Annotated in this window: 15 protein-coding genes; 3 read left to right on the top strand and 12 right to left on the bottom strand. The window is 35.4% G+C overall.

Going from position 1 to position 23,457, the window contains the following annotated elements; all coding sequences use genetic code 11:
* Nucleotides 1-26 precede the first annotated feature (26 nt).
* Nucleotides 27-2,144 carry a HEPN domain-containing protein gene (locus HGP29_RS04220; protein WP_168881097.1) on the bottom strand — a complete coding sequence of 706 codons (2,118 nt, stop codon included), beginning with the start codon at nt 2,142-2,144 and terminating at the stop codon, nt 27-29.
* 194 nt (nt 2,145-2,338) lie between these two features.
* Complete coding sequence (locus HGP29_RS04215; RefSeq protein ID WP_168881096.1) at nt 2,339-4,615, bottom strand: NADP-dependent malic enzyme; 2,277 nt, start codon at nt 4,613-4,615, stop codon at nt 2,339-2,341.
* Between the two features lie 253 nt (nt 4,616-4,868).
* Between HGP29_RS04215 and HGP29_RS04210 the strand changes: the two genes are divergently transcribed.
* A complete protein-coding gene (locus HGP29_RS04210) occupies nt 4,869-5,417 on the top strand; it encodes an NUDIX hydrolase (protein WP_168881095.1) in 549 nt (182 codons plus the stop codon).
* Here the strand turns inward: HGP29_RS04210 and HGP29_RS04205 are convergent.
* From HGP29_RS04205 to HGP29_RS04195, 3 genes are read right to left on the bottom strand one after another with little or no spacing between them, the layout of a single operon-like run.
* Complete coding sequence (locus tag HGP29_RS04205; RefSeq protein ID WP_168881094.1) at nt 5,407-6,273, bottom strand: histidinol-phosphatase; 867 nt, start codon at nt 6,271-6,273, stop codon at nt 5,407-5,409. The two genes, HGP29_RS04210 and HGP29_RS04205, sit on opposite strands and share 11 nt — an antisense overlap.
* Before the next feature lie 13 nt (nt 6,274-6,286).
* Nucleotides 6,287-7,186 carry a lysylphosphatidylglycerol synthase transmembrane domain-containing protein gene (locus HGP29_RS04200; RefSeq protein WP_168881093.1) on the bottom strand — a complete coding sequence of 300 codons (900 nt, stop codon included), beginning with the start codon at nt 7,184-7,186 and terminating at the stop codon, nt 6,287-6,289.
* Nucleotides 7,180-8,556, bottom strand: coding sequence for a YfcC family protein (locus tag HGP29_RS04195; RefSeq protein WP_168881092.1), 1,377 nt, complete (start codon nt 8,554-8,556; stop codon nt 7,180-7,182). Before HGP29_RS04195 ends, HGP29_RS04200 begins: the two co-directional genes overlap by 7 nt.
* A 138-nt stretch (nt 8,557-8,694) precedes the next feature.
* Between HGP29_RS04195 and HGP29_RS04190 the strand changes: the two genes are divergently transcribed.
* Nucleotides 8,695-11,262: an AAA family ATPase gene (locus HGP29_RS04190; protein WP_168881091.1), complete on the top strand. Its 2,568-nt coding sequence runs from the start codon at nt 8,695-8,697 to the stop codon at nt 11,260-11,262.
* Between the two features lie 4 nt (nt 11,263-11,266).
* The gene (locus HGP29_RS04185) at nt 11,267-12,976 is read left to right on the top strand and encodes a hypothetical protein (protein ID WP_168881090.1); all 1,710 of its coding nucleotides are present in this window, start codon (nt 11,267-11,269) and stop codon (nt 12,974-12,976) included.
* Nucleotides 12,977-13,069: 93 nt separating this feature from the next.
* Here the strand turns inward: HGP29_RS04185 and HGP29_RS04180 are convergent, their stop codons facing one another.
* From HGP29_RS04180 to HGP29_RS04150, 7 genes are all read right to left on the bottom strand, one after another.
* Complete coding sequence (locus HGP29_RS04180) at nt 13,070-13,564, bottom strand: Lrp/AsnC ligand binding domain-containing protein (protein WP_168881089.1); 495 nt, start codon at nt 13,562-13,564, stop codon at nt 13,070-13,072.
* 345 nt (nt 13,565-13,909) lie between these two features.
* Complete coding sequence (locus tag HGP29_RS04175) at nt 13,910-14,755, bottom strand: hypothetical protein (RefSeq protein ID WP_168881088.1); 846 nt, start codon at nt 14,753-14,755, stop codon at nt 13,910-13,912.
* Between the two features lie 156 nt (nt 14,756-14,911).
* On the bottom strand, nt 14,912-15,544 hold the full coding sequence (locus tag HGP29_RS04170) for a peroxiredoxin (RefSeq protein ID WP_168881087.1): 633 nt from the start codon (nt 15,542-15,544) through the stop codon (nt 14,912-14,914).
* Nucleotides 15,545-15,698: 154 nt separating this feature from the next.
* Complete coding sequence (locus HGP29_RS04165; RefSeq protein ID WP_168881086.1) at nt 15,699-16,193, bottom strand: GNAT family N-acetyltransferase; 495 nt, start codon at nt 16,191-16,193, stop codon at nt 15,699-15,701.
* Nucleotides 16,194-16,275: 82 nt separating this feature from the next.
* Entirely contained in the window at nt 16,276-18,279 is a 2,004-nt protein-coding gene (locus HGP29_RS04160) for a SusE domain-containing protein (protein ID WP_168881085.1), read from the bottom strand.
* A gap of 71 nt (nt 18,280-18,350) precedes the next feature.
* Nucleotides 18,351-19,958: a RagB/SusD family nutrient uptake outer membrane protein gene (locus tag HGP29_RS04155; RefSeq protein WP_168881084.1), complete on the bottom strand. Its 1,608-nt coding sequence runs from the start codon at nt 19,956-19,958 to the stop codon at nt 18,351-18,353.
* A 24-nt stretch (nt 19,959-19,982) separates the two neighbouring features.
* Nucleotides 19,983-22,994 (bottom strand): SusC/RagA family TonB-linked outer membrane protein, encoded by a 3,012-nt coding sequence (locus HGP29_RS04150; RefSeq protein ID WP_168881083.1) that lies wholly within the window; start codon nt 22,992-22,994, stop codon nt 19,983-19,985.
* Nucleotides 22,995-23,457: the final 463 nt, after the last annotated feature.

Genomic DNA, 23,457 nt, shown 5'->3' with positions numbered 1-23,457 from the left:
TACTTGTGCTTTTACCTTTTTATATATTATGCTTCTTCAGCAGCTAAATCTTGTTTTCTGATTTTATCAATATCGTTTAAGAAAACTTTTACTTCTGAGAAGTATACTTCAGCAAACTCTTTAGTTGGTTCATGCTTATTGATTCTTAATACATGATCAACGAAAGAACCTTCAGCAAAGTTAAACTGGTCATCATAGTGTTCAGCAAATCTGCTAATCACAGTCATCTGAGAGTTTAATTTCACTTTCTTATCAAGAAGTAAAGCTTTAGCAGCACTTACATAAGCGGCATAAGTATGATAAACGGCATCAGCATATAAACCGTTTTCGAAAGCTTCATTTGCCCAACCTACTTTTTCTTCAGCTTCGAAAATTAGTGTTTGTACAAGGTCAATAATTACACCCGCACATTCACCAACAGCTTTATGTAGTTGGAATTTATCTTCTTCAGTATACCAATCTAAATAGTCTTGAGGCTCAAGTGACTCTAGGTCTGCTAAATGCTTCAATAACTCATAGAAGTAATCTTTTCCTTGACGCTTGTAGTAATCTACAAAGTATTCGCCTTCAGTAGAATTTTCTTCATGGTCGTCTACTACAGTTCTAAAAGCATCTTGAATTCTCTTACTAGGAATCTTAATTACTTTATCTGCAATATGAGGATTGTTTTCACCATCAAATCCACCACCTAATAAAATCTGTGCTGCTGGCAACAACATTTTATTGGCCTTATTTCTTAATGATGAACCATGAATACCAAATTGTGCGATCGTATGTTGACCACATGCATTTGGACATCCTGAGATTTTAATTTTGAATGTATCTTCAGTAAGTAAATCAGGATATTCTTCTTTGATTAAGTCTCCTAATACTCTTGCAATACCTGTAGAAGATGAGATACCTAATACACAAGTATCTGTACCTGGACATGCAGTAATATCAGCCGTAGAATCATAACCAGGCTCTGCAAAACCGATCTCATTTAAAGCATTGAATAATACCTTAAGGTTTTCCTTACGAACGTATTTTAATAAGATACCTTGACGAATTGTTAAACGAATATCGTCTGCAGCATAATCTTTTACGATATCAATTAGTTTTCTTGCGATAGTAGTATCGAAGTTACCTAATTTCAATCTTACAAGAACGCCATAGAAACCTTCCTGTTTTTGCTCAAATACGTTGGCTTTTGACCACTTCTCAAATTTATCTTGATCCTCAATAGAAACCTCAACATTTGAAGTTTCTTTAGGTAGGATCACTTGATCAACTTTCGAACGGTCAACCCAAATTTCTTTATTTTTTAACGCTAAACGCTCTTCTTCCGCTAAACGTAATAATTCTTCTAAACCAATATCTTGAAGTAAGAATTTCATTCTCGCTTTCATACGACGGTTACGCTCACCATGACGGTCGAATACACGTACTAAAGCTTCAGTGAATGGAATTAATTTTTCTTCTTCTAAGAATTCATAAGCAGTTTCAGCCATACGAGGTTGTGCTCCAAGACCACCACCAATAAGTACTTTGAAACCTCTTCTTTCTTCACCATCAATTGTTTTCACAACTGGAATTGCTCCAACATCGTGGATGAAAGCAAATGCAGTATCTTCTACAGATGATGAGAACGCAATTTTAAACTTACGACCCATTTCTTGACAAATAGGGTTACGTAAGAAATATTCGAATGCTGCGTGAGCATATGGAGTAACATCAAATGGTTCAGCGGGGTCGATACCAGCCAACTCTGATGCTGTGATATTACGCACAGTATTACCACAAGCCTCACGAAGTGTTACTTCATCTTTTTCCAACTCATGCCATAGCTTTGGAGAATCGTCCAAGCTTACATAGTGGATTTGAATATCTTGTCTAGTAGTAATATGTAATTTACCGTTTGAATACTCATCCGATACCGCACATATTCTATCTAATTGTCTGACTGTAAGTTTACCGTAAGGGATTTTGATACGAATCATCTGCACACCTGGCTGACGCTGTCCGTATACCCCTCTCGCTAGACGCAAACTTCTAAATTTATCGTCGTCTATCTGACCCTCGTGGAAAAGTCTAATCTTCTTCTCTAAGTCGAGAATATCTTTTTCAACCGTTGGGTTCTCTAGTTCAGTTCTAAAACTCCTCATGATTTCGTGACAGTGGTTATGATTTATTTTATCCTTTACTCTATCGAATTACTATAGTAATAACATAAACAAAAAGACCATTGACAAATGATCTTATTGCAATTTTAATTATTAATTAATTGATTTAAAAAGAAAAAGGGTGATTTTTTACAAATCACCCTAAAAAAAGTCTTATTCTTTATAATTTTTATATTCTATTGCTGTTGAGCATCCAAGTTAGCAATAGTAATCATATCTAAGATTTGTTGCACATTTGCTCCCATTTGTAGAACGTGAGCAGGTTTTTTCATGCCCATTACAATTGGACCTACCGAAGTAGCATCGGCCAATTGCTCTACCATTTTCAATGCAATGTTTGCAGAAGAAAGGTTAGGGAAAATTAAAACGTTTGCTGGTGCATCAGCTAAATCTGAGAATGGGAAACTTTCTTTTGTTATATCCGAATTTAATGCAAAGTTCGCTTGGATATCACCATCTACAGGAAGATTTGGATTTCTCTCTTTGATGATTTGACGAGCCTTACTCATTTTATTCGAATCGATACCTTTTTTAGAAGAACCAAAGTTACCGTAAGATAACAATGCCACTCGAGGATCAATTTTAAAGAAGTCTTTCACTCTTGAAACTACAGATTCTGTAATTTCTACAATCTCATTTACAGTAGGGTTCTCAATCATTGTTGTATCACCTAAGAATAATGGTCCCTTCTTAGTTAATACCATATACATTGTTGCTACTGCTTTATCATCAACAGTTCCGATTACTCGAAGTGCTGGAGCTAAAGATGAAATATAGTTTCTATGTGCACCTGAGATTAATGCGTCAGCATCTCCTTTCTCCACCATCATGGCAGCATAATAACTTCTTTTATTCATTAAGTCATTCGCTTCATAAAGCGTTGCTCCCATTCTCTGACGTCTTTCATAGAAAGATTGAGCGTATTTAGAACGGTATGCATCACTTTCCTCAGAACGAGGGTTAATGATTGGCACATTTAATAATTCATCCAACTCTAAAGCTTCAATCATTGCTTTGATTCTTGATCTACGACCCAATAAGATTGGTTCGATAATTCCTTCATCCATAGCAATACGAGCAGCTCTAAGAATGTGTGGGTTATCAGCTTCGGCAAATACGATACGCTTACGTTCGTTTTTCGCTTTAACACTTAAACGACGCATGATATCATTACCAGAACCCATTCTACGGATTAGCTCATCCTTGTAAGCTTCCATATCATCGATAGTTGCTCTAGCTACACCTGTTTCCATGGCTGCTTTTGCAACGGCAGGAGCTACAGTTGTTAAAAGACGAGTATCAAGTGGTTTTGGAATAAAGTATTCTTTTCCAAATACCAAACGATCCACATTATATGCTTGTGTTACTGTTTCTGGAACAGGCTCTTTGGCTAAATCTGCAATAGCTCTAACACAAGCCAACTTCATCTCTTCATTAATCTCAGTAGCTCTTACATCTAGAGCTCCTCTAAAGATATATGGGAAACCTAAAACGTTGTTCACTTGGTTAGGATGATCTGATCGCCCTGTTGCCATCATCACATCACTTCTTGTGCTCATCGCTAATTCATAATCGATCTCAGGGGTTGGGTTGGCCAAAGCAAATACGATAGGATCTTTTGCCATAGACTTCAACATCTCTGGAGTCATCAAATTACCTTTTGATAAGCCTAGGAATACATCAGCACCAACTAAAGCCTCTTCTAAATTATGAACATCAATATCAGTAGCTAAATCTTTTTTGTTACCTGATAATCCTTCTCTATCAGAACGGATTACACCTCTACTATCACAAACGATAGCGTTTTTACGGTCGACACCAAGCTCAAAAAAGATATTAATACAAGATACTGCAGATGCTCCAGCTCCTGATACAACTACTTTTAAGTCTTTTAAATCTTTACCAATAATCTCTGCTGCATTTAATAATGCCGCTCCAGAAATGATTGCTGTACCATGCTGATCATCATGCATTACAGGAATATTCATTTCCTTCTTCAGTGTTTGCTCGATTTCAAAACAATCTGGAGCTTTAATATCCTCAAGGTTAATACCACCAAAAGTAGGCTCTAATGTTTTTACTGCTTCGATAAACTTCTTAGGGTCTTTTGCATCAATTTCGATATCAAAAACATCGATACCAGCAAAAATTTTGAAAAGTACACCTTTACCCTCCATTACAGGTTTTGAGGCTTCTGGTCCTATATCACCAAGACCTAAAACGGCTGTACCGTTGGAAATTACACCTACAAGGTTTCCTTTTGCTGTATATTTATAAACATCCTCCGGTTTCTCAGCAATTTCCAAACATGGATCTGCTACACCTGGAGAATAGGCTAATGATAAATCTCTTTGTGTTTTGGTTTTCTTAGTTGGTACTACTTCAATTTTACCAGGAATTGGATTCTCATGGTATTCCAAAGCGTCCTTCTTACGGATGACGTTCTTAGACATACTTGATTATTTATGTTCTTTAAGATCTTTAAGGAGGTATACTTTATACATTAAATCATTTACCGTTTACTATGTGTTGATAATGGCAGTATATTTTTATGAAAAAGTATACGTTATAAAACTGAGTGATTAAATTGTCACAAAAGTAGTGTTCTTTCTACTCTCAAAAAAGGGCTAAATATCAATTTCTCTTAAGATTTTCATATTTTAGTTGAAATATCTTATTTGAACCAAACTAGACACTGTAAAAAACATGAAGTTCTGTAGTAATTGTGGCAGCGATAGACTCCAATTTATTATTCCTGAGGGAGACCATAAGGAGCGTTTTGTTTGCCCCGATTGTAATACAATACATTACCAAAACCCTAGGGTAATTGCGGGTTGTATTCCTATGTATAACGGAAAAGTACTTTTAGGAAAGAGAGCCATTGAGCCCCGTTATGGATTCTGGAATTTACCTGCAGGTTTTTTAGAGTGTGGAGAAACTCCAGAAGAAGGTGCATTAAGAGAATTATATGAAGAAACTCATGCCAAAGGTAAAATCGTAAGATTGCATACTATCTTTTCATTACCACAATTTAACCAAGTATACATGCTTTACCTTGTGGATTTAGAAAGTGATTATGCTACTCCTACATCTGAAAGCACAGAAGTAGCATTTTATGACCTTGATAATATTCCGTGGGAAGACATTGCCTTCGAATCTACAACTTTTACATTGGAGAAATTAATTGAATTTCCTGAAGCAACGGAAACATTTTCTGGAAAATTCATATGGAAAGAAGAGCGCTTTAAGCATTAGGTAAATAAAGCCCATCTTCATTAAAATCAAACGGTTGCCATTCATTATTCCAAAAAGCATATAATTTTTTAAGGCCTAACTGTTGCAACATTTTTGCGGTATCAGAAAACTTTTTAGTGATTTCGTGGGGTACATGACTGTCTGAATTGAGGACAATTGGGATATTTCGTTGTATCAATTCTTTCAACAGCCAAGGACTTGGGTATAAATCATCGGCCCATCCTTTGTAAAGGCCTCGAGTATTTACTTCGACAATTACTCCTGATTTTTCAATTTCCTCAACATATGCCATCATTATTTTTTGATACCAGTTGTCTTCTTCACTAAAGAGTTTTTCTGTATGATTGTGCATTTTTATCTTATCTAAATGCCCTAATACATCAGGTTTATCTGTTGTGATCATTTCTACATTCAAATCAATGTATTTTTGAATAGCAGCCTGAATATCATCATGAAAAATTTCTTTTAAACCTTTTCGAAATATTGTTTTGGTATTATCAATTTCCCAATATGTCCCATCTTCATATTGATCGACAAAATGTACAGAACCAACTGTATAATCCAGTTGGGGATATTGATGAGGACCACTCTTTTGGGGAATAAAATCGACTTCGAGACTTTTATATAACTGTATTTGTCCTTTATACTTTTCTATTAACAGATTTGCGTCTTGTAGATAGTTTTCTAATTTCTCTTTTTTCATATTCCATGTTGTAGGAAATGGAACAGGCGAATGTGAAGAGAAACCATATGATTTCACATTCTGATCAATAGCTGCAATTACATGATCTTCCAATGAAGATTTACCATCACAATAGTAAGTATGGCTGTGAAAGTTTGTCCAATATGTTTTCATGAGTTATCTATTTTTAAAGCTTCCATCGCACCGAAAGCCCTATTAAAGATGGTATTAAAATATTAATTGCCCAAATAATAAGACTTGCCATTAATGCTACGTTGGTATTGGCATCCATCACTTCAAAAATATATAATGCTGATAACTCTCTTGCTCCAAGATCTAAGACACCCGTTAATGATGGTGTCATCGTTTTTATGAAATAAATGATAGGGACGAGTAAAAACATCAATCCCCACGACTCCTCAACTCCAAAGGCTTTAATCACTAATACAAATTGAGCTGTGAAAAGAATATATCTAAAAAGCCCTCCTAACGTTACTTTTGCAATAATTTCTAACGAATAGCGTAAGACTACTTGTAGGTAATTTTCAACTAAAACTTTTAACCTGTCGGCTTTTTTCACAGCTAAAAAGCCTATCACAACAAATAATAAGAAAGCAAGTAAACTATGCCATAGGTTAAAAGGTAATTGTAAATGGATCTTATGTTTAAAAAGTATGAGCAATGCTAGAGCTCCAAAGAAAAAAGTGAAAGCTCCCTGTATAGAATTCCCTACAAATAATGCTGCAATAGATTGCTTTCGATCTACTTCAGGAGGTAAGGACCAATACCGTCCTAATGTTCCTCCAATAGTTCTGCCTGCTAAAAAAGAACCAGCTAAGCCTGACAGAACACCTTTTAGGGATTGAATATAACTTAACTTTACTAACGGTTGGATTAATAACCTCCAGCGATACGCCTCCATCAGCCAATTGAAGGGCATTAATAGACCTGCAAGAAGAATATATTCTTTTTTTTCTAAAGTAATCTTCTCCCAAGGTGAACGATTAAAAAATTCATAGCAGGCAATTAGTATTAAAAAGGCTGCAATAATTTTCAAGAAAATATTAAACTGTTTCTTTTTTACCATATGTTAAAGTACACAGGCCCTAATAGTAGTAATGCAGCTGCAAACATTAGGATTGCTAAAAGAGGTCCCATCCATTTCACCCAAACTTCATAAGGGATTTTTGCTATTGAAAGCACTCCCATTGTCACTCCACTTGTAGGGATAATTAAGTTGGTTAAACCATCACCAAATTGGAAAGCAAGTACTGCAGACTGTCTTGAAATACCTAATAAGTCACTTAAAGGAGCCATAATAGGCATGGTTAAAGCTGCCTGTCCAGAACCTGAAGGTAAGAACGTATTTAAAGCACTCTGAAATAAGAACATTGCTTCTACGGAAGCCACCTTTGGTAAACCATTTACAACACCTGCAATACCATGTAATACGGTATCAATTATTTTCCCATCAGAGGCAACAATAAGAATACCTTTACAAAATGCCACAACCAATGCTGCCGTCATCATTTCTTTCGCTCCCTTTACAAAGCCATTACTGATTTCATCCACATGAATTCCACAGATAAGTGCTGAAATTACACCTATACCGAAGAATAAGGCTCCAATTTCTATCATGTACCAGGCATATTTTGCCACTCCGACCACAAGCATTATGATACCTAAAGCAAAAATTATCAGTACTAATGACCTTCTTATGGTAAATGGAATTTCCTTGGTATTATCCAATTTCATTCGATCACTAATATGTGATTTCATTAATGATTTTTGAGGATCAGAAGAGATTAAATTTACATATCTCATGATATACACTACACCTATTGTGGTGAAGATAAACCATATAAAAATTCTGTATTCCCAACCACTAAAAAGTGGTACTTCGGCAATCCCTTGAGCAATACCAATTGTAAAAGGGTTACTTATAGCTCCTGCAAAACCAACACCGGCACCAACAAAAGGAATAGCAACACCAACAATGGGATCTAGCTTCATCGCATTGGCCATAGGGATTGTGATTAATATAAAGACCAAAACTTCTTCTGACATCCCAAATGTGGCCCCAGCAATAGAGAAAACAACAATAATTAAAGGAATAATAATCTGTTTATACAACGCATGCTTATTACTGAATGACACCAACTTCTGTAGCCCTGCTTCTATTGCACCAGTAGTATTCATCATTCCGAAAGCTCCCCCTACTATAAAGATAAATGCAATAATTTCTGCAGCAGAAATAAAGCCTTTTAGTGGTGCTTCAAAGAAAGCGGATAACCCTTGAGGTGAACTCTGTACTTCCTGGTAGGAACCAGGGACTAAAACGTTTCTACCGTTCAAGAGTTCTCTACTATATTCTCCTGATGGAATAATCCAAGTTAATCCTATGAATAGTAATAAAATACTTGATGCGATAACGAGTGTATCTGGAAGTTTTTTCATTTAAACAATCATGCTATGGTCTATAGTGTACAAACTTATTCAACACATATTAAACAAACTAAAAAAAATCACTTTTATTAATGCGTACTATTGACTATTTTTCCTAATCATTTTCGAAATGTAATTAAAATATTAAAAATGAAAATTAAAGATTTAGACGAAATTTTTGATGATTATGAAAGTTATAAAGCATTAGGTGAAGAAAGTTATATAGTTGGTGCTCAGCACCCTCAGAATTTTAAGCAGCATAAAAAATTTATAATTCCTTTATTTTATTTTGATGGTGAAGAATGGTTTAAATTAGATATCAACAAGTTAGGCGAAACTATATTTTTAGCAAGTGCGCCATACACATTAACGACTGATTTCAAATTAGAAGAATTAATTAAAGTTAAAGGTGTCCGTCCAAATAAACAGCTTACGGATGATGATGCCTACAATAAAGAGAATTCTTTAACCAAACATATCACTCATGCTGATCGCTTAAGTACTTTATCTGAAGATCAACTTTTAGAAATTTTCCCTGGTGAAATAGACTTTGAACTTCACCTTTTCCATCCTGATAAGCAGTATTATGACATTATTAATGAAATATATGTTGCTCAGGAAAGAAAATTCTTTGCTCAAACAAAAGAAGGACTCATTTATGGGCCTTTTGTGGGAGTAAAAACAAGCTCTGAAGCTAAAGCCGTAAGATTATCTGCTACAGGTGTTCGTAAAAGTGTTGAAGCTTACGAATTGCCTTCTGATGCATTTTTAGAATTTAATATGCCAGAAGAAGGTTTAAAACGTAAACTGATTCGCTCTACACATGATATAGAATACAATATCGTAGATACTGTAGATTTCATTAGCCGACAAGACTTATTTAAATGGGCAGAAGAACAATTAAATAAGAAACAGTCATTAGAAATTGCAGATAAAGTATGGACTGCTATTTCAAAGGATAATTCTATCCACTCTTTTCAGGAGCGTTATCAACGTTTAGAAAAACTGTTTTCTAAGCCTCAGGAAAACTTGACTTACTTACAACAGTTTATCACTTCCCTTGCTGAAAATGACTTCTTTAAGGCAAGTTTGGACGGTTTACAAACTGAAAAGCTTGATCTTGATAATCAAATTGCTCAGCTAAAAAGAGAAAAAGAGAAATCTCGTAAAAACATTGCCCGACTTCAAGAAGAAGGACAAGACCTTGAAGATGGAATCAATAATTTGAAAGCTAACGAGCAAAAAATTAGAGAAAGTCTTCAAAAAGAAAGGGAGTCTGCCATCAATAAAGAAATTGAAGAAGGACTTAAGAAGCTCGACAAAGTTAGAGAAGAACTTTCGGACAAAGCTGAAGCTATCGAATTAGCCCATACTTTTGATAATCTTGCTCGATTAAACGAAGAAATCGATAACTCGAAGAGTGAAAAGCATAATCTTGAAGTAGCTATTTCTGCATTAAAGGAAGAGTTTACTACAGCACAAGAAGATGCCGACAAAGCCTTGAAAAACCTATTGAAAACAAAGATGAGTTTCGATGTTTTCAATAATTCAAATAAACAAAATGGTCAAGCTTTAGGACCTGATGAAGTTGTTGTGAAGGACTACTCTATTGAGAATGAAACACAAATCAACTCGCTAAAGGACCTATCTCAAAAGATCCATAAACGCTTAGGAAGACTAGGTCGTAGCTATCCAGATCACTTTATTGCAAATATCTTGATTGCGATGCACCAGAATTCTCTATCCTTACTTTGGGGCCCTCCAGGTTCAGGTAAAACATCATTAGCTAGATTCTTAATGCAATCTATCACTAGAAAAGAGCGTTTTTCTGAAATATCTGTTGCAAGAGGTTGGTCATCACAAAAGGACCTAATTGGTTTTGCCAACCCTTTATCGAAGCGATTCCAAAGAGCAAATACAGATCTTTATGACCTTCTAAAGCAATTGGATGGTGAATTTATTAAGTTGAATTACCAACAGGCTCCTATGGCGTACTGTTTGTTAGATGAAGCCAACTTAAGTCCAATTGAACATTATTGGGCATCATTCTATTCGCTGACAGATTCCAAAGCACAAGTGAATAATGGCTTAAAAATCTCATTAGGTAACAATGAGATGATTGAATATGCCAACAACCTTAGATTCTTAGGTACACTAAACCTTGATTCTACAACGGAACAGATTTCCCCAAGATTATTGGATAGATCTCATATCATCCGTTTGGACTTACCAAAAGTCGATGCTCCTTTAATAAGCTCAGAGATTATTATGCCTGAGCCTTATGAAATCAGCTTTGACACTGTTCGAAAACTTTTTGACCTGAAAGATTTCAAACAAGAATTAGCTCCTGACCAATTAGAGTTTATTGACTCTGAATTAGAAGAGCGTTTTGAACAAATTGCTATTGAATTAAGAAATTTAGGGATACAAATCAGTTTAAGAACTAGAAAATCTGTAATTGAATATTGTAACCTCGCCCATTCGGCAATGAATGAGCAGTTCCGTCCATTAGATTACTGTTTAGCACAAAGAATCTTTACAAGAATCAATTTACAAGGTGCAGAAGTACGTGAAGGTATTAAAGCTTTGTTAGAAATTGTCAAAGGCTTTGGTCTGAAAGATTCTCATGCAGAATGGACGTTACAAAAAATGTTAGAAAGAGGAGGAAAAGAAGGATTCAATCATCACTTCTATAATTACTTCTCAATAGACGGTTAATATCATGGAGTTCAAGATTTTTCATATTCGAAAAGACAGTTCTCCACCTTACAATACTGAAAGAGAAGAGGTGCTTCCAATGGACGGGTTACTCGTTGTATTGGAACACCACTTTTATGAGCTTGAATTTCACTACTTTGAACTTCCTGTTGATGTACAAGTACGTATTGATGGCGTCGAGATTGAAGATTCTCTCGTCAAGAACGACATCAACAATGGAGTAATCACCATTGGTTTAGGGCAACACTTCTCTAATCAATTAGGCGTTGTGAAGGTATCTTGTGGAAGTGAATCATTTCAGGTAAGAGTAGATGCCTCCAAGCTTAGTAGCGAGGATGCTGAAAGTATGATCACCTACTTGTATAAAAAGAACAAGTCTGTGATCATGAAGCTCTTCACCAAAGATGATGAAGAGTTCGAGGATGGGTCCCCGAACAACAATGTACTATCAATCACTAGGCTGTCTCCATTAGATACTTTTATCAATAACATGGAGGCCATGCTACCAGAGTTAGCACATAGTCCAAGGTATTCCACAGTACAAAAAAGAGAAATTCAAGATTTCGCTACGGCAAATATTGATAATCAAAGTATCGACTGGCTGATAGAACATCTTGACGAGTTATACTTTGACGATTCATTAAAGGATCATCCTGATGCCATAGAGATCAATGGACAGTACACTGTTATTGATCGTATTGATGCTCCTGTGATTAAGATGGAGTATGCCACTTACGAAAACGAATGTATTCTTGGTGGTTTCTATTGGGCAAGAAAGTTAATCGATGATTTATTTACCCATATCGACCATCTTAATGAACAGAAAAATTATTTTCAAGCAGATGGTAATGGATATGCAACTTTTGAATCAGCACAGGTTATTATCAATGCTCAGGCTATTGAAGATGTCAATGAACTCAAAACTCGATTATATCGCGTAGAGAGGAAATATAGACAGCTTCTTCCGAATACTAAACCAAATGTATATCCTCCTAAATTAACGAAGCAGTTTAGTTCTGTCAATTTGTACTCAAATATCTTCTTAAGCTTATTACAGGTATATAACTTAAAAATTGATACGGATAGTAGTGCTTCTTCTATGAAGACTTCTTTCCTAGATCAGATTTACGAGATGTATACGTATTACCAGCTAAAAGATGCCCTGCTAGAGTGCTTCAAGGATTACAATGTACGTATTGAGGAAGATGAAGTGGAGGAAGGTGAATTTATTCCTAAAAGAATCTCTATTATCCCTGTAAAAGGAAAATGGATGATGAATTTCTTATACCAACCTCAGATTGGCAGAGAACCAAAAGATACACACCTGGTATTACATGGTAAGCCGCATAGAGACAGTTTCTACTATACTCCTGACTTTGTTGTAGAGTATATGGATCCTCACCTATCCTTACGATATGGTATTCTTGACGCGAAGTATAAGATGGCGAAAACAGTATTAGAACAAGACTTAAAAGAAGCCTCATTTAAGTATTATACTTGTGTTAGGGTAATTGGAGAGAAGAGAGATCATCAAAAGCCCGACTTCTTATGGCTTATTTGTCCAAACGCCTGTTATGGTAGGCCTGTATGGACTATGAATTATGATGAAAACTTCCTCCCTATTATTGGTATTGTGATGAACAATGCAGAGAGTAATGATCCCATCAAACAATGTATTAAGAAAATGATGAAAGAGTGGAGTGTTGGAGTCTAAATAAAAAAGCGAAGAAATATTTAAGATACTTCTTCGCTTTTTTATTAATACATTAGTTTGTCAATCTATTAAATAATTCATTTCAGAAAAATACTATTCTTCTGTTTCTTCCATCATATCGATCTCGTCGAATGCAAGTGGTCTATTGAACTTTTCTTCTAATGATATAAACGTTTCTGTTCTTGTAATCCCTCCAATACTTTGAACCTTATCTTGGATGACTTGTCTTAAATGATTCGTGTCTCTACAAGCTAATCTAACAAAAATACTCCAGTCACCTGTAGTATAATGTAAGTTCAAAATTTCAGGAATTTTTGCTAGCTCTGTACAAACTTGTTCGTACAAACTACTTTTCTCTAAATAAATTCCCAAGAATGAAGTGATGTCGTAACCAAGTTTAGAAAAATCTAGATCTAATGTCGAACCTTTTACGATTCCCATCTTCTCCATTTTCTTCATACGAACATGAACTGTTCCGCCCGAAACGAAGATTCTCTCAGCGATTTCTGTGTAAGGAGTTTTCGCATCTTTCAACAATTCTGAGAGAATTTTAATATCGACATGATCAATTTCAGGTATTTTTTCCATTAGTTATGCGATTTTTTTAAATTAACTTCATCAATTACTCAAATTTATTACAATTATTGAAAAGTTGGATTAATAAATTTAAAAAGATTTCAAATTTTTGAAATATCCTGTAAATTTGTATTTCGAAAGCGATTAAAAAGTGTGTATCAATAGAAAAATCTATGGGATATCTTGAGGTTCGAGTCCTCACATGACTTCAAGCATGTGTTTATTTTATGTGTTGTTTATTGGTTAAGGTTAAAGGTATGTGAATTTTTCGCGTACCTTTTTCATTTTATAAAAAAATGGTGAGCCTATACATTTATAGACTCACCATTTTTTTCTTCGGTTTGAAGTAAAGTACTATTATTTCTGAGAAGAGTTGATATATCCTTTCTTAGATAACCAGCCTTCTAAATCTTGTTCAAAAGGAATTCCATATTGATGAATGAAATAATCATTGACCTTCTCTAATATTTGTGCTTCGTCACCTTCAATACCATATCCTTTTATAATGGTATTTACTTCTTTTTGTAAAACCTTCTCGTTAACAAAACAAATGTGTGTTGAAGCTAGTAAGTCTGACTTTTTAGAAATAACATTCATCGAAAAGAATTCTGCTTTTGTGCCTTTCTCTGCTAAGTCATGATATCCTACAGGAAACAATGCTTTTTTATCTAATGTCAGCTTACCTTCGTAGATTTTGATAACTTTATTAACCACCTCGTCTCCGATCTTATATTTAAAGATATACGTACTTCCTCCTTTCTTTTTGAAAACTTCCGGATTAAGGTTTAACGTATACTTCTCTCCTATGATTGCTCTTTGAAGTTTCTCGGAACCAAAATACGCTTGAAGATCCGCAATGTCTTTATTTTCTTTAAAAACTGCTCTAGTGCTTAGCCCTTCATTCGCCGCTACAGGCATCAATACATTTTGAAGCATCGTAATAAACTCACCTTGATAATTTCTTTTACCTTCAGAACCATCAAGAAGCATACGTCCTTTTTCTTTGCTTATAACCACAGCTTTTGCATTCTCCGTCAAAAACGTCAATTGAGTATTTGCTGCTAACACATCACCCACGATTAAATTTCTTTGTGATGATGTCTCCTTTATTTTCCCAGATAAATGCAGTACATAATAATCCTGAGCAAAGACGTAAGTATTTAACAGGAATGCCAATACTGTTAGTAAAATCGTTTTAACCATCTTGTTGTTAGTTAATCACTGAATCAATAAAATTTACGTATATCAATATAACGCTACAAAAAGTGTATTGTTATAACTCAATAAAAAAAGCTTCCCCCTATTAGATAGAGAGAAGCTCAAATTTAAGATAATTCTAATCCTAAATAAATATATTTCTTAGTGATTTGATAAATAATCAGCTACACCTTCGCGAGTTGGTTTCATTGAATCTTTACCTTCTTCCCAGTTTGCAGGACAAACTTCACCATGCTTTTCAGTGAATTGTAAAGCATCTACCATACGTAACGTATCTTCGATGTTACGACCTAGAGGGAAATCATTAATTACTTGGTGTCTAACGTTACCAGCTTTGTCAATTAAGAAAGTACCTCTTAATGCGATAGGAGCACCTTCGAAAGACCATTGTGCAGTATCTTCGTCAAAAGTATACTCACCACCTAATACGCCATAGTTCATAGCAATAGTTTTAGCAGCATCAGCTACTAATGGATAAGTAACACCTTCGATACCACCTTCAGCTTTTGGTGTTAATAACCATGCTAAGTGAGTTTCTTCAGTATCAGTAGAAACACCAATTACTTGTACGTTTCTTTTCTCGAATTCTGGTAATAATTCTTGGAATGCTAAGATTTCAGTTGGACAAACGAAAGTGAAGTCTTTCGGGTAGAAGAATAATACTACTTCCTTCTTACCGATATATTGCTCTAATGAGAAGTCTTCAACGATCTCTTCACCATTGATTACAGCACCTGCAGTGAATAATGGAGCTGGTTTGTTCACTAATGACATAGCTACTAAAGTTTTAGTTAAATGAATATAATTTAATATCACACAAAGCTAATGTTTAGGAAGTGAAATCCTAAGATAAATCACCTTTTTTTGATGACATTTTCATTAAATAACTTTAAGTGATTTTTAACGTGAGTTAATTAACAAACCCACATCAATCAATTTTCTTAAGTAATACAAAATCATCCATAACATAGCCCTTTCCTATGTCTGCAACGACATCATCTATTTTTTCAAACCCCATTTTTGCATAGGCTTTTATCGCTCCCTCGTTATATTTATTGACGGTTAGTCGTATTCCCCCTTTACCTCTTTGCTGTGCTTGGGAAACCACGTAGTTCATTCCATGTTTTGCAATTTTATTCCCTCTCAAAGCTGCTAATACATAAATTTTAGAAAGGAACAATTGATCACTTTCTTCTTTAAAAGCAAGATACCCTGCCAGTTTATTATTGAATGATAAGGTATAATATTCCAATCCGTTTTCTACTTGTACTTCCATAGCAGAAAAAGACTGAAACTTGTCCAACATGTAGTCAACTTGTTCCTGCCCGATAATCTTGACATAATGCTCATTCCAAATTTCCTTTGCCAAGACCTCTATATGTTTGAGTTGTTGATTAGTGGTTGCTTTTGTTATGTTTATCATAATTGAAATTGATTTAGGCTCAAAAATAAAAAAAAGCAACCCCATTTCTGAGGTTGCTTCTTATATATTTTATCTATCACTATTAGTTCTGAACTTTTGTCATACTGAATGTATCAGTATCAACATCATAAGTTAACGTAATAGTATAGTTACCTGGGTCTTCATTTACCATATTTGGTCCGTCAAAAACAACAACACCATCAGTGTCTGAAGCACCTAAGTTATATGCCCATTCATTGTTAGCTCTAAACTTGTACTCACCATGAGTTAAATCTCCAGTCCAAGTCCAAGTTTTAGTACCTTCATCTAATGTCATTTCTGAATCAGTATCCCACTCACCAGGAGTTGCTGCACCAATTAATCCCCATTTTAATGGAACTAATTCATATGTTAATGATTCAGTGTTCATTTTAACATCATAATGGTTTGTAGCTCCTACTGGGATATTACCAGCTCCACCATCAGTTGATAATTTATTGTCAGAAGCATAACCATAGTTAGTACCATCATTCCAGTTATCTACTGTAGTAAATTTAAAGCCATTATCAGCATCTGCTTGATCTAGCCATACCCATGCAGAGTAATTACCTTCTTGATCTTTTAGGTTAACAACATCATCTTCATTAAAGCTCCAACCGTTGTAACCACCGATCATATATAAGTACTCTTGAAAAGCTAAGTAAGGAGTGATTGTCAATTCTAATAATTCAGACTCTAGTTTTGAGCCTTCAGTAAACATTGCCACTACTCGTAAAGAGTGAACTAAAGATTTACCTGCTTCACCACCATTTTTAAGTGCTGCTGCATTTAATTCAGCTACAGTCAAAGTAGTTGTTAAGTCTGTTCCTTCATACAATACTTGTGACCCTAATAACAACTGGTACTTATCAAGTTCCTCTTCTCCAAATACAGCTGCAGACCAAGAAATAGCTTCAATTGCTTCATCTTTGTCTTCTTTCGCAAGAACATACTCAGTTGTTGTTAATGGAGTAAGAACTGGAGCAGTGATTTCAATCGCACCTTGGTAGTAGTAAATATACGTACCTGGGTTTTTAAGGTCAAGAATAACCATTTTGTTACCTGCTTTTACTTCAATTGGCTCACCACCAATTACAGTAATACCATCCATGTCGCCTTTACCAAAGTTGTGCTCATCTGTAGCATAGAAAGTAAATGAACCATCTACGAAGTCTACATTTGCATATAAGTAACGGTTTGTCGCATCATAGTCCATTACAATTTCACCATTTGGAACTGCAGTACCTTTCACTGAGAATACTAGTTGCTCAATAAATAATGATGAAGATCCATTTGTATTCATGAAGTAGAAACCAGGACCTGGAGTTACTTTAATATCTCCTCCATCTGTTGAAATTGCAGTTTTGATACCATTACCTTGGTTATCCCACTCACCATCTTGACCGTAGTTATCACCACCGTTCCAAGTTGCACCTGTTGACACCTTAAAGTTTTCATTTAAGTACATGTAACCAGTATATGGTCCACCTTCCTCTTCTTCTGAACCTAAAATTGTTGTTTCATCACCTTCAGTCCAACCTTGGTGATCACCACGAACATACATTCTGTTACCAGGTAATGAAGGAGTAAAATAAGGGTAAACATTAGCATTTGCAGGCTTAGCTGAAGATACTACACCAGAACCTGTAGGGAAATCACCGATAAATGCTTTAATATTTAATGTTACATTTTCTTCTGTAACCATACCTTCTGACAACGCACCTGTAATATACATGATGGCATCATTCAACTCTTTTTGAGAAATCTCAACAGAAGTAGCACTACCACTTACTAGCGTAACTACTGACTCTGCATCATATCCTTCAATTGAAGCTATAATTTGGTAGTTGTATTCTGTTGCAGCACCAAAATCAGCAGCAGACCACTCCAATGTTTCAAATGCATCTCCTGAAGTTTCTTCTGTAAATATGTACAGTTTTTCTGTGTCAGGAACTTTTGTAAACTCAGGACTTACATAATCCTCTGGATTACCAGTTTGAGTTAACTCTCTCTCACGGCAAGAAAAGAATGCCATGAAGATCATTAAGATTGATAATGTTTTTTTCATTACTTTTTTAGTATAAAGTTTTTGAAATATCTTCATACACAGCGGCATTAAATACCGCTGTGATATTTTTTCTAGTATCCTTTGTTTTGCGTCAAATTAGGGTTAGCTCCAATTTCTGATGAAGGAATTGGGTATACCTCATAAGTTTCAGCAACTGTTGTTAAACCACCTGGAGCTGTTTGAGCACCTTTGTATGGCCATGTTGGAACAACTGTACCTTTTGTAAAAGTATTAAATCTTCTAAGGTCTTGACGTCTATGTCCTTCCCAGTATAATTCTCTTGCTCTTTCTGCTAATAATACTTCAGCACTTACAGTTGGAACTGCAGACGTCGGACGACCAGCTCTTTCCCATAAAAGTCTGATGTTATCATTCTTAGCTGAACCGTACATTCTCCATTCAATCTCAGTTTGCATTAATAATGCATCTGCTACACGGAATACAGGGAAGTTTGTTTCTGCGAAAGTAGCATCACCAGGATTACCTTTTGAATCTACATTTCTGAATTTAGTTACCTGAACACCTTGAACAAATTGAGTGAAATCAACAATTTCTGTTAATTCATTACCATTATCATCTGTGTGTACAAAGAATAATGATCTTTCATCTGTAGCTCCATCAAAGTACTTCTGTAATGAAGTCATAGATCTGTTACCACCCCAACCTGGAGCACCCATCATATCTCTATCCATATCACCACCAGTCGCAGCATTGATTAGATAAGTCATACCACCCCAAGTACGAGTTTGGTTACCGAAGTAGTTAATTGAGAAGATGATCTCATTGTACTCTTCGTAGTTATCCATTACGAATAATGATTGGTAAGCAGAAACAGCATTTTTCTCTGAATCAGAAATCATGTAGTTGTTTACAACTAAATCTGTATACTTTTTAGCATCTTCCCAGTGAGGCTCACCGATATACACTTCAGCATTTAAGTATAACTTAGCCAATAACATGTGTGCTACACCTTTGTTTGCTTGACCAAACATGCTAGATCCGATATCAACTAAGTGCTCATCGTTAGCATCATCAAGAATAGACTTTAATTCAGCTACTAAGTAGTCGAATAATTCTCTTCCTTCTTGTGCTCCCCAAGGCTCAGGTAAGTCTGACCCTACTGAATTTTCTTCAGTTACTTTAGGTACACCATTACCGTATAAATCTAAAGCATGCCAGTAAGAATAAGCTCTTAAGAATCTTGCTTCAGCTCTTTGCCTTGTTAGGTCAAAACCAGAATCTGCTGCATCTCTTAAGAATTGGTTTGCTAAAGAGATTTGGTAGATAATTCTGTAATATAACGCTTCATTTAGCGTGTTGTTTGTTGACCAAGTCATTGTAGACATATCTGGTTGACCTGGGTCACCCCAACAGTTAATCGCTTCATCTGTTGGTAACTCTTGTGCTTCCCAATATCTACGTAAGTATTGTGATGCACCTTCGTCAATACCACCAAGGTCACCGTTACCATCAGGTCCTTGCTGCCCTGTTACTGCATAACCAGCATATAACTTTGCAAGACCTTGATTATAATCTTCAACACTTTGGTATACTTTATCTTTAGTATCAACATTTGGATCTACTGGCACTGTGTCCAACTGATGAACACAAGAAGTGAATCCTGCAGTAACAGCAATTGATGCTACTGCTATATATTTTTTGATTGATTTAAAATTCATCTTAATGTCTTATTTAAGTCGTTACTAGAAGTTCACGTTGAAACCTAACATGTAAGTCGTTGGACGTGGATACATGTTGTTATCGATACCACCTTGAATCTCTGGGTCAACACCTTTATAGTTTGAGAATACACAAGGGTTATTTACTGTACCGAATACACGAGCACTTGTTTTACCTCCGAATAAGTTATTGAAGTTATAACCTACCATGATGTTATCTATTCTCAAGAAGTTAGCATCTTGGATATAGTAATCAGAGTGTAACTGTCTAGTTTGGAAACCTGTGTTGTAAATATCAGTAGTCACGTTGTTTGTGTTGTTGTTTGCTGATACATACAATTGGTCATATGCAGAGTTGTTTGAATCTACGTTGTTGTACACCTGAGCACCAAATTGTGCACGAGCTGACATACTGAATTCCCAGTTTTTGTACATGAAACGAGTAGAGAAACCTAAGTAGAAGTTGGCCATAGGGTCACCAGCGATGTACTTATCTTTTTCATCGATAACACCATCACCGTTTCTATCTACATATGCACCTTCAATTGGCTTACCATTATCGTCATAGATTTGCTCATATACTAAGAATGAATATGGAGTGTAACCTTCTCTATGAATTTGGATAGTTTCACCAGTACCACCTGCGATACCACCTACTTTCACACCTTCATAGTTAGGATCATCTACTAACGTAAGTTTTGTAATTTTCGAATCGTTCCAAGTCATGTTCACACCGAAGTCCCAGTGCATATCTTGCTTTTGGATAATTTTAGTGTTTACAGAGAATTCAACACCTTTGTTTTCCATTGAACCTACGTTCGTTAATAACATGTTTGTTAAGTTCGAACCACCTGGTACCGGAATAACGTTCAATAAGTCGTTTGTTACTCTGTAGTAACCTTCTAATGAACCTGTTACTCTATCGTTAAATAAACCGTAGTCGAAACCTGCGTTGTATGTGATTGTTTCTTCCCACTTGATGTTTTCGTCATAACCTTCTGGACGAGTTGTATTGATGTACTCCCATTGTCCTGTAGTTGGGTTATAGAAACCATACTTTGAGTTAGCATCACCTACTGTATAAGTTGGCATGTAAGGGTAGTTACCTGCACCAATATTTTGCTGACCAGTAACACCTACACCTGCTCTTAATTTCAAGTCAGATACTGCAGTAACTCCTTGCATCCATGGCTCTTCTTTAATTTTCCAAGCCAAAGCTAATGAAGGGAAAGTACCCCATCTGTTATTTGGAGAGAAACGAGATGTACCATCTTGACGAACTGTAACTGTTGCCATATACTTTTCATTGAAAGTATAGTTTGCTCTACCAAAGAATGAAACTAAGTAGTACTCAGTTGCCCAAGTTTGATCTTTTGTTTTATAACCGTAAGCGTTGCTTTCTACCGAAGTACCATCTTCGTAGAAGTGTTGCCATGAGTAACCACCCATTACATCAAATTTATGCTTACCAATTTCTTTATTGTATTGCGCATAAACATCCAATAACTCGTTACGTTTAGTTTGAGTGTAATCAGATACATAACCACCTTTCTCATCGCTACCTGCAGGGCCGTTGTTTTCATTCCATGAAGTCTCAAGTCCTTCATAAACACCACCTTTAGAAGATGAGTAGTCATAACCAGCGTTTACTTTAAAAGTAAGGTCTTCGAAACCGTGTACTTTATAGTCAAACTGTGCGTTACCAATACTTCTGTTTACATTCGATGTATTTGAGTTTTGGTGTACCATTGCCATTGGGTTAGAAGGGGCATTTACCGATCTACCTGATGCTGGATCACTTGTGTTTGTCCAAGTATGGTATCCACCATATTGTGGGAATCTATCATCGTATACTGGTTGCGTAGGATCGTAAGATACTGCAGAACCAATTGCACCTGTATTACCAAACTTGTTATTCACAAACATACCTTTTACTGAGGCATTGATTTTTAAGTGATCGTCTAATAATGATGGTGACAAGTTTAAGTTCATCGTAGTACGATCCATTGAAGAACCATCTAAAGTACCATTATCTAATGTATAACCTACTGAAGCTCTATATGGTAACCATCCTTTTACGTTACCTGAAACACCTACGTTGTGGTCAGTACTTACTGAAGTATTCATCACTTCGCTTTGCCAGTTAGTATTCGCATCTCCTAATAAATGCTCACCTGGTCTACCTGACATCATTTGTCTGTATTGGTCCGCTGATAATACATCAACTTGATCATTTAATGTATTGATTGATACTGAACCATTGTAGTTAACATTGATAGATGACTCGTTAGTAGCACCTTTCTTTGTTGTGATGATAATTACACCGTTTGATGCTCTTGAACCATAAATAGCAGTTGCAGAAGCATCTTTTAATACGGTCATTGACTCAATATCCGCAGGGTTAATTGCGTTTAATGGGTTACGCATACCTGATACACCATCAGAATCTACCGGTACACCATCAATAACGATAAGTGGATCGTTAGAAGCTGATAATGAAGAACCTGAACGGATACGAATAGTTGATCCAGAACCTGGAGCACCACCACCTGTTGTGATTTGAACACCAGCTACTTTACCTTGTAATAAACCTTGAGGTGAGTTAATCGCACCTTTGTTAAAGCTATCTGCTGTAACTGCTTCAACTGATCCTGTAGCGTCCTTTTTTGTTGTGCTACCGTAACCAATTACTAGTACTTCTTCCAACTGCTCAGCATCAACATCTAATGCGATATCGAAGTTTGTAGTTGTTCCAATCTCTGCTACCTTTTTCTGATAACCAATATAACTAAACTCTAAAAATTTAGCTGTTTCATTAAGGTCAATAGCAAATTTTCCGTCAAAATCAGTTGTTGTTCCTTGTGTAGTACCTTGAATAACTACTGCTACACCTGGTAAAGGACTTCCAGTCTCATCTACGACTGTTCCTTTAATAGTTCTTTGTTGTGCAATTACCGAAGTGCTCAAGAAAAATGAGAACATAACGATCAGGGCACCAACAAAAGACTCTTTTGTTAGAGGTAAAAGTTTGATCATAATAAGTAATAAAATGATAATAAAAATTTAGCTTCGATTAATAGGTTAGAATAACTATCAAATCAATTCTATACTTCTTATTTAGATTAAGTTTAACTATTTAAAATTGAAATTTTTTATGGTTAAAAAATATACAACTTATTTCCGCTTTAAATACAAGTGCAATATAAACACTTTAAAAAGAAATAAGAGTTTAATTATTGGTAAATTAAAGATCAAATTTTAACAAATTTGTTTTACCAAAAATACTTAAAACTTCACCAACAATCATCAAAGCAGTGTTATTTAGTTAAAAAAATAAAAGCAAACGGTTGTTGATATTCTTAAAATTATCATAAAATACGAATCTATTTTAACATAAAAGAACTTTAATCATGTAACATTTTATAGTGATTTACGTCATCAAAAAGGAACAATATCATTAAAAAAGTGTTTCAATCGGTTGCGATAAATTATTGATATT

Origin of the sequence: Flammeovirga agarivorans (assembly GCF_012641475.1) — a bacterium.
GTDB lineage: Bacteria > Bacteroidota > Bacteroidia > Cytophagales > Flammeovirgaceae > Flammeovirga > Flammeovirga agarivorans.
The sequence above is the reverse complement of the archived record's forward strand: the minus strand, read 5'-3'. Positions and strand labels throughout refer to the sequence as shown.

Coding starts and splice junctions, on each gene's coding strand:
- HGP29_RS04210 (WP_168881095.1), top strand. CDS start 4,869: ATGAAGTTCTGTAGTAATTGTGGCAGCGATAGACTCCAATTTATTATT.
- HGP29_RS04205 (WP_168881094.1), bottom strand. CDS start 6,273: ATGAAAACATATTGGACAAACTTTCACAGCCATACTTACTATTGTGAT.
- HGP29_RS04165 (WP_168881086.1), bottom strand. CDS start 16,193: ATGATAAACATAACAAAAGCAACCACTAATCAACAACTCAAACATATA.
- HGP29_RS04155 (WP_168881084.1), bottom strand. CDS start 19,958: ATGAATTTTAAATCAATCAAAAAATATATAGCAGTAGCATCAATTGCT.
- HGP29_RS04150 (WP_168881083.1), bottom strand. CDS start 22,994: ATGATCAAACTTTTACCTCTAACAAAAGAGTCTTTTGTTGGTGCCCTG.
- HGP29_RS04175 (WP_168881088.1), bottom strand. CDS start 14,755: ATGGTTAAAACGATTTTACTAACAGTATTGGCATTCCTGTTAAATACT.
- HGP29_RS04170 (WP_168881087.1), bottom strand. CDS start 15,544: ATGTCATTAGTGAACAAACCAGCTCCATTATTCACTGCAGGTGCTGTA.
- HGP29_RS04195 (WP_168881092.1), bottom strand. CDS start 8,556: ATGAAAAAACTTCCAGATACACTCGTTATCGCATCAAGTATTTTATTA.
- HGP29_RS04160 (WP_168881085.1), bottom strand. CDS start 18,279: ATGAAAAAAACATTATCAATCTTAATGATCTTCATGGCATTCTTTTCT.
- HGP29_RS04190 (WP_168881091.1), top strand. CDS start 8,695: ATGAAAATTAAAGATTTAGACGAAATTTTTGATGATTATGAAAGTTAT.
- HGP29_RS04220 (WP_168881097.1), bottom strand. CDS start 2,144: ATGAGGAGTTTTAGAACTGAACTAGAGAACCCAACGGTTGAAAAAGAT.
- HGP29_RS04200 (WP_168881093.1), bottom strand. CDS start 7,186: ATGGTAAAAAAGAAACAGTTTAATATTTTCTTGAAAATTATTGCAGCC.
- HGP29_RS04185 (WP_168881090.1), top strand. CDS start 11,267: ATGGAGTTCAAGATTTTTCATATTCGAAAAGACAGTTCTCCACCTTAC.
- HGP29_RS04215 (WP_168881096.1), bottom strand. CDS start 4,615: ATGTCTAAGAACGTCATCCGTAAGAAGGACGCTTTGGAATACCATGAG.
- HGP29_RS04180 (WP_168881089.1), bottom strand. CDS start 13,564: ATGGAAAAAATACCTGAAATTGATCATGTCGATATTAAAATTCTCTCA.